Origin of the sequence: Actinomyces wuliandei (genome assembly GCF_004010955.1) — a bacterium.
In the GTDB taxonomy this organism is placed as follows: Bacteria; Actinomycetota; Actinomycetes; order Actinomycetales; family Actinomycetaceae; genus Actinomyces; species Actinomyces wuliandei.
The window spans coordinates 1,164,115-1,181,458 of record NZ_CP025227.1; the positions used below are offsets into that span (position 1 = coordinate 1,164,115).

General features: G+C 63.6%; 14 protein-coding genes. 11 read left to right on the plus strand and 3 right to left on the minus strand.

Going from position 1 to position 17,344, the window contains the following annotated elements; genetic code table 11:
• Positions 1-583 precede the first annotated feature (583 nt).
• From CWS50_RS14045 to CWS50_RS14050, 7 genes are all read left to right on the plus strand, one after another.
• Entirely contained in the window at positions 584-772 is a 189-nt protein-coding gene (locus CWS50_RS14045; protein ID WP_139738604.1) for a cypemycin family RiPP, read from the plus strand.
• 876 nt (positions 773-1,648) lie between these two features.
• On the plus strand, positions 1,649-2,545 hold the full coding sequence (locus CWS50_RS04795; RefSeq protein WP_127841865.1) for an alpha/beta hydrolase: 897 nt from the start codon (positions 1,649-1,651) through the stop codon (positions 2,543-2,545).
• A gap of 94 nt (positions 2,546-2,639) precedes the next feature.
• A complete protein-coding gene (locus CWS50_RS04800) occupies positions 2,640-3,113 on the plus strand; it encodes a hypothetical protein (RefSeq protein ID WP_127841866.1) in 474 nt (157 codons plus the stop codon).
• Between the two features lie 47 nt (positions 3,114-3,160).
• Complete coding sequence (locus tag CWS50_RS04805) at positions 3,161-3,760, plus strand: flavoprotein (RefSeq protein WP_257493438.1); 600 nt, start codon at positions 3,161-3,163, stop codon at positions 3,758-3,760.
• 76 nt (positions 3,761-3,836) lie between these two features.
• Complete coding sequence (locus tag CWS50_RS04810) at positions 3,837-4,574, plus strand: ABC transporter ATP-binding protein (protein ID WP_243118514.1); 738 nt, start codon at positions 3,837-3,839, stop codon at positions 4,572-4,574.
• The gene (locus tag CWS50_RS04815; RefSeq protein ID WP_127841869.1) at positions 4,571-6,136 is read left to right on the plus strand and encodes a hypothetical protein; all 1,566 of its coding nucleotides are present in this window, start codon (positions 4,571-4,573) and stop codon (positions 6,134-6,136) included. Before CWS50_RS04810 ends, CWS50_RS04815 begins: the two co-directional genes overlap by 4 nt.
• A 192-nt stretch (positions 6,137-6,328) precedes the next feature.
• Entirely contained in the window at positions 6,329-6,553 is a 225-nt protein-coding gene (locus CWS50_RS14050; protein ID WP_423243490.1) for a DUF2000 family protein, read from the plus strand.
• Between the two features lie 42 nt (positions 6,554-6,595).
• On the opposite strand, the gene CWS50_RS04825 is transcribed toward CWS50_RS14050, so the two are convergent.
• Positions 6,596-7,126: a DedA family protein gene (locus CWS50_RS04825; RefSeq protein WP_127841871.1), complete on the minus strand. Its 531-nt coding sequence runs from the start codon at positions 7,124-7,126 to the stop codon at positions 6,596-6,598.
• A gap of 376 nt (positions 7,127-7,502) precedes the next feature.
• Here CWS50_RS04825 and CWS50_RS04830 point away from each other — a divergent pair, with 376 nt between their 5' ends.
• The 4 genes from CWS50_RS04830 to CWS50_RS04845 all read left to right on the plus strand — a co-directional run bounded on the left by CWS50_RS04830 (position 7,503) and on the right by CWS50_RS04845 (position 15,018).
• Entirely contained in the window at positions 7,503-10,448 is a 2,946-nt protein-coding gene (locus CWS50_RS04830) for a glycoside hydrolase family 3 protein (protein ID WP_127841872.1), read from the plus strand.
• Between the two features lie 156 nt (positions 10,449-10,604).
• A complete protein-coding gene (locus CWS50_RS04835; protein WP_127841873.1) occupies positions 10,605-13,007 on the plus strand; it encodes a glycoside hydrolase family 3 protein in 2,403 nt (800 codons plus the stop codon).
• A gap of 111 nt (positions 13,008-13,118) precedes the next feature.
• Positions 13,119-13,820, plus strand: a complete 702-nt coding sequence (locus CWS50_RS04840; RefSeq protein ID WP_243118467.1) for a GtrA family protein — start codon at positions 13,119-13,121, stop codon at positions 13,818-13,820.
• A 163-nt stretch (positions 13,821-13,983) separates the two neighbouring features.
• Positions 13,984-15,018: a glycosyltransferase family 2 protein gene (locus CWS50_RS04845; RefSeq protein ID WP_127841874.1), complete on the plus strand. Its 1,035-nt coding sequence runs from the start codon at positions 13,984-13,986 to the stop codon at positions 15,016-15,018.
• A 6-nt stretch (positions 15,019-15,024) separates the two neighbouring features.
• Here CWS50_RS04845 and CWS50_RS04850 read toward each other — a convergent pair whose 3' ends face one another.
• Both CWS50_RS04850 and CWS50_RS04855 read right to left on the minus strand, forming a co-directional pair.
• The gene (locus CWS50_RS04850; RefSeq protein WP_127841875.1) at positions 15,025-16,449 is read right to left on the minus strand and encodes an ATP-binding protein; all 1,425 of its coding nucleotides are present in this window, start codon (positions 16,447-16,449) and stop codon (positions 15,025-15,027) included.
• Positions 16,446-17,231, minus strand: a complete 786-nt coding sequence (locus CWS50_RS04855; RefSeq protein ID WP_127841876.1) for a LytR/AlgR family response regulator transcription factor — start codon at positions 17,229-17,231, stop codon at positions 16,446-16,448. Before CWS50_RS04855 ends, CWS50_RS04850 begins: the two co-directional genes overlap by 4 nt.
• Positions 17,232-17,344 lie beyond the last annotated feature (113 nt).

Sequence of the window (17,344 nt, forward strand, 5' to 3'; positions counted from 1 at the left end):
TGTGATCGGTCTCCAGGCCCCAGGAGGTCCGTCACCTCCCTGACCGGTGACCTGCCGCTGCACCCCACGAAGGACGCGTAGGAGACAAGGGGGGCAGGACAACGCTGCTTCTTCCCAGAAGCAGGCTTGTCGATCACATGACCTGCATAGCACGCCAGACCTATGACTGCCGTGCGGCTGTGTCAAGGAACTAACCTGCACCAGTTACAGCCATGCCCATTGCATTCTGATACCTCGCTCAATCGATAGACGGGGCAATCCAACCAAATGCCTCTAGTTGTAGGTGCATCGGCGACCAGTGGACATTGAGAGTACAACTATTTATGGTTCCATACCAGAGTCGACTTTGCTGACACAAAAAAGTACCAACAAATTATGATCCTGTTATCAGGAGACGTCCAGTAAAGGGGCTGACCTGCGGCGATGAGGTAGTGCGGTGCTGTTCAGGGTCGCCTATTGTGCCAACAAAGTAGGGTCAATGCTAGCCACCTCTTGACAAGAACTCCCACATAAGGCTAACATAAATGCAGCAGGGGAGGCGCAGCCTAAACTATGCTGACCCAACAACTAAGGAGGAACGTGTATGTCCGATCTAGGGATCGCTCCAACTGTCGAGCAGTTGGAAAAGGTGGCGAATCGGGAGTTTAGTGGAATCAGTGAGGGGTTCGTCAACTCGCACAATCTCCCCACGATGACAACTCCCGTGACACCGGCAACGCCCGGCGCACTTGAGGTGGTTGTGACTGGGAGCACCATCTGCCTTGGCTGCTAAACATGGATGGCTAGCCTCGGGGGCGGATAGCCTTAGGGCCATAGTTAGACCTAGCGGAAGCAGGTCCGACTATGTGCATTCCTCGCTCGCGATAGTCGCAGCGGAGAAGGTCATATCCGCCTCCGAGGCCTTGGCCGATATTAAAGCGTACGACCGGGGTGAGATACTGGAAGGAATAAGCTTCCATCGGGGAAGCAGATGGCTGCCGACCCGCGCACGAAAAGCAATTGACTCTAAGGCAGGGGCTGCTGCGCTTCAGTTAGCAACACTGGTTGGTTCTGCGCTTGCCCTCAGTTCCCGTAGGTCGCGGAAGTGTCAAGTTGTGGGGGCGGGCGTACTCGCATTAACCAGCGTGATCGAAAGTTACAGGTGCCCCTATGGCAACGACGGGGCAGACCAGATGTCCGCCGTAATATGCGGCTACAGGGCTGTTACTGGCCTCATACCAGATCACAGCCTGTCCGATGACATCTACCTCAGGGCTGTTAACGCGCAAACATTTCTGGCCTACTTGACTCCTGGCTTAGCGAAGTTAATTTCGAGTTCCTGGCTTTCTGGCACCGCTCTTCAGAGGGTCCTTGAAACAAGTCAGTACGGATCAAGTGCAATTGCGGTGCAACTACGGCGTTACCCTGGCCTATCAAAGGCGCTAACATGGATCACTATTGTATGGGAAACGGCATTTCCATTGGTTTATTTGTTGCCTGCACGCCTGGTGAACCCTGCCCTAGGAGCCGTGAAGTTGTTTCACGCAGGGGTTGCGCTCACTATGGACCTACCTAGGTTCTTCTGGTCCTTTAGTGCGGCTCATTCAGCGGTTCTGTATATAACTGACTCTAGAGTTAGTCGTCCCGCTATCGGAGGTGGGTTGTTATCATGAGCGGCTTTGAGCGTGGCCTAGTTGCGAGTGCTTGCAGTGTAATTGGGGCTAGCCAGGCTGTGCAACTGTCACAGTACTCGCTAGAGCGTACGCGGCGTAACGGTCTCAACGGGCCTTCACTTGCTCGTATGGATGACGGCAGTGTAGTCGAGTTCATTTATGAGAATGCGCAGGATAGTGATCATGTGGTTATTTTTGAAAACGGTCTTGGTGAATGTCTAGAAGCATGGGACTGGGTATGTCACGTATTAGGTGACAAGTACGGTACATTGCGCTATCACCGTGCAGGATACGGTCGCACAACAGCGACAATATCGGCGCCGAAAATTCTCGAGCAACTGTACAGTAATTATTGTGCTGGGAAGTCCGTTACGATTGTAGCGCATTCTATCGGGGCATTTTTTTTCGCGCAGCACATGGCCTACGGGGGTGAGGTATCGCATGCAGTGAAGAAGGTTGTGCTGATAGACACGACTAAGTTTGACACTTTTCTCACTGAACGCAACGATCTGGTCCGGTCGGGAAGGTTTCTTCAGTCCTTAGTGCAGACAGGCGTGTCAACCGTTGCCGGAACACATGCATGGTCCACGAACCAGGTGGACCGCGAACTTGATTATCGGCCGGATATACGTCGCGCAGTTTTTCTTTTTTCTCGCAGCCTTTCGACGTTAAGAAATTCCTGGCGAGAGTATCGTTCCACAGTTGTTCCTGATCTTCGGACTATTGCCGCCCCTGAATGTCATGTGCTGGCGGCCGAGGACAACGTTGATGAACAGAAAGGAGTTGCGAATGACTTGGGGGCCAGATTCGACGTTGTTGCAGGATCTGCTCATCATTCTATTATAGGAAAGTTAGAGTGCGTTGAAGAGGTTTGTAGAATTGTATGGGGGTAGGCATCGTATGCGTAACTACGCATTAGTGCGATGGTTACTATATGGGCATATTGTCCTTACGCTGTTGGACAATTTGCCCTCCTCCACTCTTTCTGTGGTATCCAAGACGCCATTCCTCCCTCAACCTCCTCAATGGAAGTTCTTTGCCCCCAACCCAGGGGTTGAAAATTATTATGTCTTCTATCGCTTTAGAAGCAAGGAAGACGCCGAATCTGCAGGTGCTGGCGCATGGCGGGTATTTCCCATGACGCGTCAGTCGAAATGGTACAGTTTTTTGTGGAACTCTGGAAGCCGCCGGGGAAAGGCTTTATTTGATGTGGTCCAACAGGTACGGATCCTCGCAGGACACTCAGGATCCTATGAGTGGGCCAAGCGAAGCCAGGCCTTTATAATTCTGGAGAAAATAATAGAAAAGCACATTGGGGCTATTAGGAAGAGCGAACGTCCCGAAGAAGCGGGCCGTGAAGGGCCATCTCATTACCAGTTCATGATAATGGGGTCCCTGCCGGCCGCCGGAGAGGATGGTTTCAAGCCTATCGCAGTCTCACCATGGATCGAGATTTCATGACGTTTGAATTTCGTGTCGTGTCCGATGTAGGGACATTGAGTTCCTACATGGGGAACGCGCCTTCTGTGCGAGCAAGTTCCCTACACCTTTGGATTACTGGTTCCATATCCGCTAGTCTCGTACCATACTGGATGCGTTGGATCATCGAGACCTATCACGGTATTCACATTTCAGCAACTGTCTCTCATGCTGCTACTCGTTTCGTAGCACCTGAAGCAGTACATCAGATTGCACGTGATACTGGAGGGTGGGCTGCTCTAGACGATTGGGATGAGTCTGGTCCTACGGGGCGGCTCTCACATGCTGATATCGCCATGGCCGCTGAAGCGTTCCTGGTCTTTCCTGGAACCGTTAATTCGGTGATGTCCCTGGCTTGCGGATTATCGTCTACGCCGTCAATGCTGGCGTTGCAGGTTAGTGAAAAACCACTGGTGATTGCTGCCTCGTTTCCATGCATGAATACTGTCTTGTCAAGTGGGTTAGAAAAGTTGAATGAGCGGGCTAACGTGGCTTTTTCTCCTCTTGTCCTTGCTAAGGGTGTTTCATCCGGAAAGTGGTCGGAGTTGAGCGGACTTTTTGCTCCGCTCGTTATGGCGGAACTGGGTACTCTAGAGGAAGAGTTGTATGATGGGCGCAGATCGGAGTGATGGCACAGTGCGGTGCGGTAGCCTTTCGTGGCCAGCGCAGCATAGTTTATATTTGCCGTATGGTTTGTAGTTTATGATGTCTGCTGCTGAGCATGTTGTTACTAGCCTAGTTCGTCCAGTTGCACTGAGGCCGGGAGTGGAATATATTCATACATCCGGGCTGTCAGTAGGCTTTGAGGGTCACCCAGTATGTTCGTCAGTCGACTTGAAAGTTGGTCCCGGAGAAGCTCTATTTGTCGTTGGAGCCAATGGTGCTGGCAAGTCCACTCTTCTGCGAACCTGCCTCGGTCTGCAGCCTGCCATCTCCGGTAGTTCGCTCGTCATGGGTGAAGTCGCTGATCCACGGTCATCACTTCAGCGTTCCTGTGTCGCACGCGATTTAGGCGATGAGGCGTTTTTCCCATCGTTGAGTGTACGTGAGCACTTGGAATTAGTCAGTTATGGGCATGGTGTGAAGAATGCTAGAAGCATTGTTGAGTCGGTGATGGAGGAAATGGGGTTGTTGGCTGTGGCGGATTCCGTCCCAGACAGGCTATCTTCTGGTCAGCGCCGTCGGCTTTCCCTATCGAGTGTTCTTGTTCGCCCGCGGAGTATACTGGTCCTGGACGAGCCTGAGCAACGTCTTGATGCGGCTACTCGTAAGGCGCTTGCCGGTTATCTGAATGCTGAGCGTGAGGCGGGGGGGGCACTGCTTGTCGTGTCACATGACCCTGTTTTAGTTGAGGCGAGCGCTAGCGCGGTGCTTGTGGTGGGCTCGGAGACGATGATTTATGACGTGGGTGCCGGTGTGCTTGCTCTGAAGGAAGGCACATGAGTTCTGTTCCGGACCTTTACCAGTTGCGCGCGTGGACACGTGTTCGCGTTACAGAACGTCGACGAAGTAGTTTGACGAAGACTGATGGATTCTCTGACATCTACGTGTTGATGCTGGGTGTCGGTGTATGGGCACCCATGCTTTTTCATTTTTTTGCACGTTCTGATGTGCGGCTTTCCCCTGTATACGTTGATACTTTCACGGGTATTACTCGGTTTAGTCCGATGTGGTTTGGTACCGGTACGGCTTTGCTAGGTGCTGCTGCGTGCGTTGGGGCGCTACGAAGGCTCGGCCCCCTTTTTCTTCGCGTCGAAGAGACGATATGGTGGTTGTCCTGTCCTGGAGATCGGGGCCACCTTATGCGGCTGCTTGCACGGCGTATCGTTGCGGGTGGGGCGCTGGTAGGTGCAGTTGCTGCTGCTGCGCTTGTGTGGCTGCTGGGCGGAGATGCTTTTGGAGTGGCTGGCGCGGCGGGATCTGCTGCGTCGATGATTGCATGTGGCCTTGTACTTACTGTTCGTAGCCAGGTTATTAACCGGGGCGCGGGTGTTTTGCGGCTATTTTTTTTAATGGTAGCAACTATAGCTATCTGCATCTCTGGTATTTTTGTTGATTCATCTCCATACAGAATGTGGATCGTGGGTTGCTCTGTGCTGGCGACGGTGGCTGGTACGTATGCGGCTTGGTTGGTGACGGCTCCGAGTTTGGGCAGCGTGCCTGACGTTATCCTCTCCGAGTCTGCGCAGCGTGGTGCTAGTCTTCGGGCTGTGGGCTTAGCTCTGGACACGCGCGGGCTGGGGTTCGTTCTTGCACCGCCAGTTCGGCGACCGTTACGCCCTGACAGCCTCGCTGTTGTTCGGTGGGCTCTACTTGGCGAGGGGCTGTTTCGCTGGATTTTCACTGGATCACGTTCTCGTAGCGTGTTGGGCGTGGTGCAGGCAGATCTTCTTTTGCTGCGACGTCAACCGTGGAGAACCGTGACGGCGTTGTGTCTTGCGGTCATTGCGGGCCTGCTTCTGTTGTTTGATGCCTATGGATTTGGGCTCGCGATGCTCCTTGTTTTTGCGTGGTTAGTTAGTCTCATCTGCGCTGATGCGGCGCGGCGTGCGCAGCGTGACGACGCACCGGATAGCCTATGGCCTGCGGCTCCTGTATGGGTCCGTTTGGGACACTTTATTATTCCGGCTTTATTCATGATTTTCTGGTGGTGTGCTGTTGATTTGGTAGTCGTTTTTGGAAGTGCTATTATGAATGACGATGTCCCCGGAGAGTTGCTGGTAGCGGGTTTTTTGTCCGGGCCGGGTTGGGCGGGTGTGTCACTGCGTTCTGGTTTTCGACGTGACTCTGACTGGTCGATGTCAGTTCCTACGCCTGTTGGCTTGATTCCGATTGGGTTATTACAGTCTGTCACCGTGGGTCCGGATGCTGCCGTGGTTCTGGTTATACCGGTTCTTATTGCTGACACCCTGTCGGTCTCTATGAGTCTGTGTCTTGCCCAGCTCGGCCTCAGTTTCTTAGTTGTTATATTGGGATTTTTGACCGGACGTGACAATATGCGATGAGTTACAGCTTCTCGTCGTTGGATCGTGGATCCTGGTTGGTTGCGGGATTTCTGTTCGCTGCGACCTAGACGTATGCGGCGTGCATGGTGATTGCTTCTGACGCCGTGCGATGATCGGTTATATCTGTTAGGGCTTTGGTTGACGCTTGGTGTGGGTGCTTGGATCGTTTCACATTACGTTTCGGAAAGATGGGTGCTGGGAACTTCTATCACACTCGAACATCCGGTCCGGTGGGCCTGGGCGGATTGCTATGCACGCCTGGCGCAGGGGTGCAGGACTTATGAAGAGTATGTCTCCAGGCTCGGTTCTGCCCTCACACGTGACCTGGAGCTGGCGGCGCTGGGGCTCCGAGGACCCAGGAGGCAGGTCACCTCCCTGACGGGTGACCTGCCGCTGTACCCCGCGAAGGACGCGTGACATAGCGGCAGGTGCAGGAGGGGCTGTCTCAGGCAGGCGCGCTCAGGCAGGCGCGGCGGGCGAGTGGTTGCGCTGCTCCTGGGCGGTACTGTTGGCAGTGGGGGTGGCTGGGACGCAGCCCCGGCGGGCACGTCGGTAGCGCGCCACGATGATGGCGGCCAGCACACACACGGCTGCCACCGCCACCACGCGGCCCGCAGGGCTGGTGTACCAGGCGGCCAGGACCGCCATGCCGATCGTGGTGTAGACCCCCGCCCAGGCCAGTGCCCCTACTGCCGTGGCCAGGGCGTAGCGGTGCAGTGGCATGCGGGTCACTCCTGCGGACAGTTGGATGGCGCTCTGGAGGCCCACCGTGAGGAAGGACAGGGGGACGGCCAGCACACCCCACCGTGCTGACCAGGCCTGGGCGCGTGCGTACACCGGGGACTCCAGCACCCTGGCCCAACGGGTGCGGGCCGTGCCCGCCGTGACGCCCCGCCCCATCCAGTACATGGTGTGGGACCGCATCATGGCCAGGCACCAGAAGAACAGAAAGACTCCCGGGTAGGGCAGCTCGTGGATCCGGTCCATCACGTAGGCCAGCCTAACTTAGGCGGGGCAGGGCAACGTAATCGTCATAGGACAACACGGCACCGTGTTGTCCTATGACGATTTGGTGCCGTGAGCCGGGCGGGGCGGGCCCGGTGCCGTGAGCGGGGCCTGGGCGCAGAACAGGTCCTGGAATCGACAGGTTGGTCCTGCGGGCTGGCTCTGCCGCAGGGGAACCGGCTTGACTGTGCCCAGGCCTCCCTGACGGTGACCAACGGTGCCAGGCGCCCGCCTGCGCTCCCGTCCCACCAGCGGCGGCTCCGTGCTCCTGCCCACTCAGCCTCGTGCACGGACCACGCGTCAGCGGGGCACACAGCCACAGACACAGAGGTACAGAAGAGGTACAGAGAGGTACTCGGCCATGCTGTCGATCAACTGGAACGACGTCTGGAACGTCGTGGCAAGCCTGCGACCACAGCTTATCGCCATTGGCGTCGTGCTCCTGCTGGCCGTGGTCGTCACGGTTGCCGTAAGACGCAGGGACAGGCCCGTGCGCAAGCTGGTGCGCTCTACCACGTGGGTCGCGGCCGCGCTCGCCGTGGCGGTGGCCGTCACCTCCATGATGTACGGCGGCCTGCGCACCATCCTGGACCTGTCCTCCGGTGCGGGCACGCTCAGCGAGGAGACCAGTGCCACCGTCGAGGAGCTGGGGAACACCATCTCCGAGGAGGGCATGGTGCTGCTGAAGAACACCGACGGCGCCCTGCCGCTGGAGGAGGGCTCCGCGCTCAACGTGCTCGGCTGGGCCTCGACCAACCCGATCTACGGCGGGACCGGCTCGGGCTCGCTCAGCCCGGACAACCCCACGACCACGCTCCTGGACGGCCTGCACAACGCGGGGTTCACCACCAACGAGGAGCTCACCTCCCTGTACACCGGCTACCGCGCCGAGCGCCCCGAGGTTGGCATGTTCGAGGCTGACTGGACCCTGCCAGAGCCCACCTCGCAGGCCTACACCTCAGACGTCGTCACCGGCCTTGAGGAGTTCTCCGACACCTCTGTGGTCACTATCGCCCGCTCCGGCGGGGAGGGCTTTGACCTGCCCCAGGACGTCAACGCCGAGGTCGCCGACAACCCTGCCTTCAGCTACACCGACAACGCCGAGGACACCCCCGACTTCGCCGACGGGCAGGGCTACCTGGAGCTGACCGCCCCCGAGCGCGACCTCATCGAGCTGGCCAAGACCAGCTCACAGACCACCGTCGTGGTCATCAACTCGGCCAACGCCATGGAGCTGGGCGAGCTGGAGGCCGACCCCGACATCGACGCCATCATCTGGGCCGTCCCCGGAGGCCAGGTAGGCTTCAACGCCCTGGGGCGCATCCTGGACGGCGAGGTCAACCCCTCCGCCCGGACCCCCGACACCTTCGTCACCGACATCACGTCCTCTCCCGCAGCCAACAACTTCGGGGACTTCACCTACACCAACATGGAGGGCTACGGCCAGACCTCCCCGTTCACCGACACCACGACCTACCCGGGGTTCGTCAGCTACGTGGAGGGGATCTACGTCGGCTACCGCTGGTACGAGACCGCTGCGGCCGAGGGGGTCATCGACTACGACAAGGAGGTCGTCTACCCCTTCGGCTACGGGCTGTCCTACACCACCTTCCGCCAGGAGATGGGGGAGGTGACCTACGCTGACGGGACCGTCTCCTTCGACGTCACGGTCACCAACACCGGTGACGTGGCGGGCAAGGACGTCGTGGAGGCCTACTACACCGCCCCCTACACCGACGGCGGCATTGAGAAGTCGGCCGTCGACCTGGCCGACTACGCCAAGACCGGCCTGCTGGAGCCCGGCGCCTCCGAGACGGTGACCATCAGCTTTGACGACGACGACATGGCCTCCTACGACTCCCAGGACGCCAAGGCCTGGGTGCTGGAGGCCGGCGACTACACCGTGTCCATCCGCAGCGACTCCCACACGGTCATCGACTCGGCCGAGGTCACGGTCCCCGGCACCGTCACCTACACCGGTGAGACCACCCACGACGGGGACGCCGTGGCGGCCACCAACCAGTTCGACGACGCCGCAGGTGACGTCACCTACCTGTCTCGTGCCGACTCCTTCGCCAACTACGAGGAGGCTACCGCCGCCCCCTCCTCGCTGGAGATGTCGCAGGAGCACCGGGAGTCCTTCGTGGCCAACGACACCTACGACGCCTCCCAGGAGGACGACCCCGACGCCGAGATGCCGACCACGGGGGCGGACAACGGGCTCGTCCTGGGCGACATGCACGGCCTGGACTACGACGACCCGCAGTGGGACCGGCTGCTCGACCAGCTGAGCGTGGAGGAGATGAACGACCTCATCGCCCACGGCGGCTACGGGTCGGTGGCCGTCGACTCGGTGGGCAAGGTCCGCGTCTCCGACGTGGACGGCCCCGCCTCCCTCAACAACAACTTCACCGGGGTGGGCTCCATCGGCCTGGCCACCGCCGTGTCCGTGGCGGCCACCTGGAACAAGGAGATCGCCCACGACTTCGGCACCGCCATCGGCACCATGGCGCACGACATGGACGTGGCAGGCTGGTACGCCCCGGCCACCAACACCCACCGCTACGCCTACGCCGGGCGCAACTTCGAGTACTTCTCCGAGGACCCGGTCCTGGCAGGCAACCAGGTGGCCCAGGAGATCCAGGGGGCCAAGGAGCTGGGCGTCTACGCCTTCGTCAAGCACTTCGCCTTCAACGACCAGGAGACCAACCGCACCAACATGCTCGTCACCTGGTCCCAGGAGCAGGCGCTGCGTGAGATCTACCTGCGCTCCTTCGAGATCGGCATCAAGGAGGGTGGCGCCGGGGCGGTCATGACCGCGTTCAACTACATCGGGACCACCTACGCGGGCGCCTCTCCCGCCCTCCAGCAGGCCGTCCTGCGGGATGAGTGGGGCTTCCGCGGCATGACGCTCACCGACTACTTCGCGGGCTACGGCTACCAGAACGCCGACCAGCTGGTGCGCAACGGTGGTGACATGATGCTGGCGACCACCGACATCGGGGTGAACTTCGTCCAGCACACCTCGGCCGCAGGCGTCCAGGCGATGCGCACCGCCTCGCACAACATCCTCTACACCGTGGCCAGCTCGTGGGTCTATGAGGACGGCCAGCCCGAGACGCAGCGTGCGTCCTGGGAGTACGTGACCTGGGCCGTGCTCGGGGTGCTGGGTGTGGTCCTCCTGGGCCTGGAGGCCCTGGCTGTGCGGCGCTTCCTGGCCCGCAGGAGGCAGGCGGCGGCCCAGGCGGCCGACGGCGCTGCCGCGCAGCCCTCCGGCTCCTCAGGGTCTGCGGGCTCCGCTGAGTAGGCGCTGCTCGCCCCAGGCAGCAGGAGGTGGGCGGGCGCGCCCGTGCCCGCCCACACTCCCGGCCGGCGGACTGTCCCGGCCGCTGGCACCCGTCCTGTGCCCCCCTTCTTCTACCGTTGCAAACTGCCACTGGAACGACCTGAGAAAGGACGCCTCGTGACCCCCGACCCCCGCGACCTCACCCTGCTGGAGGCCGCCGCCCTGCTCTCGGGCGCCTCCGAGTGGCAGTCCCGGGCACTGCCCGCCAGGGGCGTGCGCTCCTTCGTCCTGTCCGACGGCCCTCACGGGGTGCGCCGCCAGCTCGGCAGCGGCGACCACCTGGGTATCGCCGCCTCACAGCCCGCCACCTGCTTTCCCACAGCCGCCACCGTGGCCAACAGCTGGGACCCCGAGCTGGCTGAGGAGATGGGGGCGGCCCTGGGGCAGGAGGCCCGTGCGCTGGGGGTTGACGTCCTCTTGGGACCGGGGCTCAACATCAAGCGCTCACCGCTGTGCGGGCGCAGCTTCGAGTACTACTCCGAGGACCCGCTGCTGTCGGGCCGCATGGCGGCCGGGGTGGTGCGCGGCATCCAGTCCCAGGGGGTTGCCGCCACCCCCAAGCACTTCGCTGTCAACAGCCAGGAGCTGCGCCGCATGGCCTCGGACTCGGTGGTCGATGAGCGCACCATGCGCGAGCTCTACCTCACCGCCTTCGAGATCGTTGTGCGTGAGGCGGCGCCGCGCGCCCTCATGAGCGCCTACAACAAGGTCAACGGCGTCTACGCCAATGAGAACCACCACCTGCTCACCGAGATCCTGCGGCAGGAGTGGGGCTTTGACGGCATGGTCGTCTCCGACTGGGGAGGCTCTAACTGCGCACCCGCTGCGGCGGGGGCAGGAAGCTCCCTGGAGATGCCCGCCCCCGGGCTGCACTCGGCACGGGAGGTTGTCGCCGCGGTGGAGTCCGGGGAGCTCTCCCACGAGCAGGTCCAGGCCCGCGCCGCCGAGGTCCTGGCCCTGGCGGAGGCGGCCTCCTCCCACGGGCAGCGCCCGGGCCTGGGGGCGCGGGAGCACCACCACCTGGCTCGGCGCGTGGCCGAGGAGTCCATCGTGCTGCTGCGCAACGAGGACGCGATCCTCCCCCTGGCCCCGGGGACCAGGGTGGCCGTCATCGGTGACATGGCCCGCACGCCGCGCTACCAGGGTGCTGGCTCCTCCCAGGTCAACCCCGTCCGCCTGGAGAACCTCCTGGAGGCCGTCGGGGAGACCGAGCTGGAGCTCGTCGGCTACGCCCAGGGGTACCAGCGTGACGGCACCCCGGACCCGGTCCTGTCCCGCCGGGCGGCCGTCCTGGCCGCCAGGGCCGAGGTGGCCCTGGTGTGCCTCGGCCTGGACGAGCTCAGCGAGTCCGAGGGCCTGGACCGCAGCCACATGCGCCTGCCCCAGGCGCAGACCCGTGTGCTGGCCGAGGTGGCCCGGGCCAACCCGCGCACGGTCGCCGTCGTGTCGGCCGGGTCCGCCGTGGAGACGCACTGGGAGGCCCACGCCCGCGCCGTCGTCCACACCTACCTGTCCGGGCAGGCCGGGGCGTCGGCGACGCTGCGGGTGCTCACCGGGGCGGTCAACCCCTCCGGCCGCCTGGCCGAGACCTACCCGGTGCGCTACGAGGACCACCCAGTCGCCGCCTGGTTCCCCGCCACCGGGGAGCACGCGCTGTACCGGGAGGGACCCTACGTCGGCTACCGATACTTCACCACCACCGGGACCCCGGTGGCCCACCCCTTCGGCTTCGGCCTGTCCTACTCCTCCTTCGACTACTCCGACCTCGAGGTTGACGCGCAGGGGGCACGGTTCACCCTGACCAACACCTCCCAGGTTGACGGCGCTGAGGTGGCCCAGCTCTACGTGCGCCCGCCCGGCGGCCTGTGGGGGCCGAGCATCCAGCTCAAGGGCTTCGCCAAGGTGTGGCTGGAGGCCGGGCAGTCGTGCAAGGTGCGCGTTCCTTTCGACCGCTACACCTTCCGCCACTACGACGTGGGGGAGCAGGCCTGGTGCGTGGAGGGAGGGACCTGGACCGTGGAAGTGGGACGCAACGTCGAGGACCTGCCTCTCCGGGCGGAGCTGGAGGTGGAGGGGACCCGCCCGCAGCCCGCATGCCAGGAGCTGGGTCCCTACCTCACCGGCGAGGTCACCCAGGTCAGCGACGCCCAGTTCCGGGCCCTCCTGGGGCGCCCGCTGCCTGTGGCCCGCACAGGCCGGGAGGTGGGCGTCAACGACCCGGTGTCGTCCCTGGCCCAGGCGCGCAGCCTCCTGGCGCGCGCGGCCGTCAGGGTGCTCACCTGGAGGAGGGCCAGGGCCGAGGCCAGGGGCAGACCCGACCTCAACATCCTCTTCCTCCTCAACATGCCGTTGAGGGCCATGGCCAAGATGACCTCGGGCATGGTCGATGGGGAGATGGTGGAGGGCGTCGTCGACATCGCCAACGGGCACCCCCTGCGGGGGGTGCGGCGCACCGCCGTGGGCTACCTGCGCAACCGGCGCGCGGACCGGGTCACCCGGCGTGAGCTGTCCGGGTGCTAGGCCGCCCGGGAACCTAGCCTCCTGGGCGCCGCCAGGCAGCAGCAGGCAGACCACCACACAGACAACGTAGACACTGCAAAGTAGACCCTGCAAACAGTGCAAGGAGAGCCTGTGCCCGGTATCAGGCAGGCGTGGTCGCGCTTCGAGGAGAGGAACGAGACCCTCGCCCAGTTCATCGTCTTCCTCATCCTGTCCAACGGCATCACCGTGCTCCAGCTGGTCCTCATGCCGGTGTTCCGCTGGGCGTTCAGCTTCACCTCGTTGGAGGGCACCCCCCTCCACTTCTTGCCTGTGGGCTCCTCGGGGGGCCAGACGGTCTACCTGTTCGACTACGCGGCCGGGGCCATCCAGGCCGACGGCTCCGGCGGGGGGCTGGCCTACTTCCTGGCGGTGGAGATCACCCTGCTCATCGCCCAGGTCATCAACTTCTTCGCCCAGCGCAGCATCACCTTCAGATCCAACTCCTCGGTGTGGAGGGCGGCCCTGTGGTACACGATCGCCTACATCATCATCACGGTCTTCGCCGCAGCCGCTCAGGTGGTCTACAAGGGCCCGATCTACTCCTGGTGCCAGAGCACGCTGGGCGTCAGCAGCGGTGAGGCAGTAGCCGACGTCATCACGATGGTCATCAACGCCGCGATCTCCTTCTGGGTGTTCTTCCCCATCTTCAAGGTCATCTTCCGCCGCGAGCCCGAGCCGGAGGACGACCAGGACGCGGGCCGTGGCGCCGACCAGGACAGCGACCGCGGTGGTGACCAGGAGGCTGACGGCAAGACCGACCAGGACGTTGGGCAGAGGGTGGTCAGAGGCTGACAGGATGCCCGGGAGGACGGAGCCTGCCCGGGCCTGTAGACTCCCCGAGGTCCCGGGCACAGCACCGGTCGGCGGACGCCGCAAGGCCCTGGCTGCGGGGCCTGACGGCCCCGCAGGGCACCTCCCGAGGACACTCCGAGACGAACCGACTGAGGACACGTACATGGCACCCCTTCCCCCGTCGGCACCGTTGCTGACCCTGGTAGTTCCCGCCTACAACGCCCAGGACTACGTGACGCGGTGCTTGAGCACCCTGGTGGGGCACGCGGAGGTGGAGGTCGTCGTCGTCGATGATGGCTCCACCGACTCCACGCCGAGGCTGCTTGACGACTACGCCAGGCGCGAGCCGCGCCTGGTCGTGGTCCACCAGGAGAACAAGGGCCACGGGGGAGCGGTCAACACTGGCCTGGCCCGTGCCCACGGGACCTGGGTCAAGGTGGTGGACTCCGACGACGCCCTGGACCGGGCCAGCCTGCTGCGCCTGCTGTCCCACCTGCGGCGGTGGCGGCAGGCAGGCCGGGAGCCGGACCTGGTGATCACCAACTTCACCTACGTACGCGAGGGCAGCCGTCTGCGGCGGCACTCGGTGCGCTACCGGGGGATCCTTCCCCAGGGGCGCCTGGGCACCTGGAGCGACGTGGGGCGCTTCCGCCCCGACCAGTACCTCATGATGCACTCCCTGACCTACCGCACCCAGGTGCTGCGCGACTCCGGAATGCGCTTGCCGGAGCACTGCTTCTACGTGGACACCCTGTACTCCTTCCAGCCCCTGGCCAGCGTGCGCTCCCTGACCTACCTGGACCTCGACCTCTACCTGTACACGGTGGGGCGCCAGGGGCAGTCGGTGGCCGACGAGGTCATCATCCACCGCCTGGACCAGCACGACCGGGTCAACGCCCTCATGCTGGAGTCGATGCCTCGTGCCCACGAGGTGCCACCAGAGCTGATGCGCTACCTGGTCCACATCTACACCATGAGCTGTGTCGTCATCACCACCATGGCGTTGCGCTCGGGGACGCCGGAGAACCTGGCGATCCGGGAGGGGCTGTGGCAGCGCCTGGACACCCGGCGCCCCGACGTCAGCGCCCGCGTGCGACGCAGCCTTATGGGACGCCTCATGAACCTGCCTGGCCGGGCCGGCAGCAGGGTCCCCGTCGCCGGATACCGGGTGGCCAGGAGGATCCTGGCCCTCAACTAGGGCCGCTCAGCCGATGTCGGCGCCACGGCTGCCACGGCCGTCTCGGTGGCGGTGGGAGGAGGCTGGGAGGGGCAGCAGCACGCGCAGCACGAAAGTGCCCTCCTGCGTCACGCTCGCTGTCACCTCGCCGCCGTAGGCGGCTGCGGCGTGGCGGATGGACGTGACCCCGAAGCCGTGGGCCGCCGGGTCCTCCTTGGAGGTGACCAGCTCCGAGCCGTCGGCTGAGAAGACCGGAGGGGTGGCGAAGGTGTTCTCCACCTCCAGCAGGATCAGACCCTGGTGGGTGCGCAGGTCGACGCGCACCAGGCGCCGGTCGGCCTCGTCCACCTGGGCGCAGGCCTCCACGGCGTTGTCCAGCGCGTTGCCCACCATGGTGGCCAGGTCCACGGCGGAGACGAACCCCACTGCGGCCCCGTCAGCCATGACTGTCAGGGTGACGCCGTGCTCCACGCAGGCCTGGCCCTTGTCGGTGAGGATGACGTCAAGCACCGGGTTGCCGGTGCAGTACTGGGCACCGTAGGGGCGCACCGAGTCCTCCAGCTCGTCAAGCTGGTCGCGCCGCAGCCCGGGGTCGGTCTCGGCCCGGATGGCGGTGACGAGGTTGCGCAGGTCGTGGTAGCGGCGGTTGACGACGTCGGTCACGCGCTTGGAGGCCAGGTACTGGTCGTGCTGGCTGCGCAGCAGGGCGCGTACGGTTGCCACCTCGCGGGCCGCCTGCTCCTCGCGGTCCTGCTCCAGCTGGGCGTAGAGGACGACGAAGCCGCACAGGTCCACCAAGGTGCGGACGTAGAAGATCTCGGCCCCCAGACGGGCGGAGAAGGGACTGGCTGTCGTCATGAAGCTGAGGTTGCTCATGGCGAAGGTGATGGCCGCGATCGCTGTGGACAGCACGAGGAAGCGAGAGGTGGGTACCACCGTGCCGTGGCCGCGACCTCGCTCCAGGAGGTAGACGAGGGCCAGCAGGAGGGTGTCGAGGACCAGCAGCAGGGTCAGGGCGGCAGCGCCTGCTTGCGGGGTCTCCGGGAGGAACGGCTCCGGGAGGAGCGATCCTGAGAAGGACAGCGACAGCTGCCACTGGAGGGAGGCCACCAGCTCGGCCAGGACGAAGGCACGCACTACCAGGTAGGTGCAGCGCCGTAGCGGGCCACCCAGGGCCAGGTGCAGGATCAGCCACATGAGGGCGACAGCACCGACCATGCCCGGCAGCCACAGGCTGGTCGGCAGCGTCCCCGCGCCGAGGTGGTAGGCGCACAAGGCGGGCAGGGCCGCTGCCATGACGACTGCCATGACGACGACGGCGCGTGCAGGCCGGTGCTGCCGTCCTCGGGCGACCAGGACGTAGAGGAGGCAGGCGCCCCACTCTGCCAGGGCGGTCCACAGGCGGGGGATGTCGGGCAGGGCCTCCTGGATGGGCAGGCTGCCTGGGGTCACGTCGAGGCCCCGGAGGCCCTGGACGTCCCGGCAGCCTGGCCGGAGGGCCTCCCGGCTACGGGCAGGCCGCCGACGTGGTCGGCTAGGGCGGACATGAGGCCCCGTCTGCGGGGACGGGAGACGCGCAGAGCCACTCCTGTGCTCATGAGGCAGTCCTGGTCGTGCACGCCAACCACGTGATCCAGGTTGACCAGGTAGCAGGAGTTGGAGCGGTAGAAGCTGTGGTCTCCGAGGAGGTCCTCCATCGCCCTGAGGCTCGAGGCCACTGTGAGCTCCTGGTCCAGGAGATGGATCCTCACCCGGTGGCGCACCGACTCCAGGTAGACGATGTCGCGGGCGTCCACCCGCCGCACCCCGCTGCCCTCCGGCAGGAGCACGGGGCCCGCACCCCGGCGGCGCAGTGCTGCCAGGGCGCGTCCCATCTCCTGGGCCAGCGCGGGGTAGGGCAGGGGCTTGAGCAGGTAGCCCAGCGCGCCCACCTCGTATCCTGCGACCGCGTACTGGTGCGCGGAGGTGATGAAGATGATGACGACCGCCGGGTCGCTGTCGCGCACCGTGCGGGCCGCGCTCATCCCGTCCACGCCCCCGCTCTGCGCACCCTCCATCCGGATGTCCAGCAGGAGGATGTCGTAGACGGGGCGGTAGTCCTCAAGGAGCGCCGAGGCGCTGGAGTAGGTGGTGACCTCCAGGTTGACCTGCCTCTCGGCCGCGTAGCGCTCCAGGTAGCCGGTCAGGGTGCGCAGGTGGAGAGGGTCGTCCTCGACGACGCCCACGCGGACCATGGGTCATCACTTCCTCGGGATGGCGACGGACGGCTCTGTCCGACCCCCGGCTCTGCTGCTGTCTCCAGCCAGCCTGAGGCTGCGCGGTACCGGGACGGGCTGCGTGGGGGCAG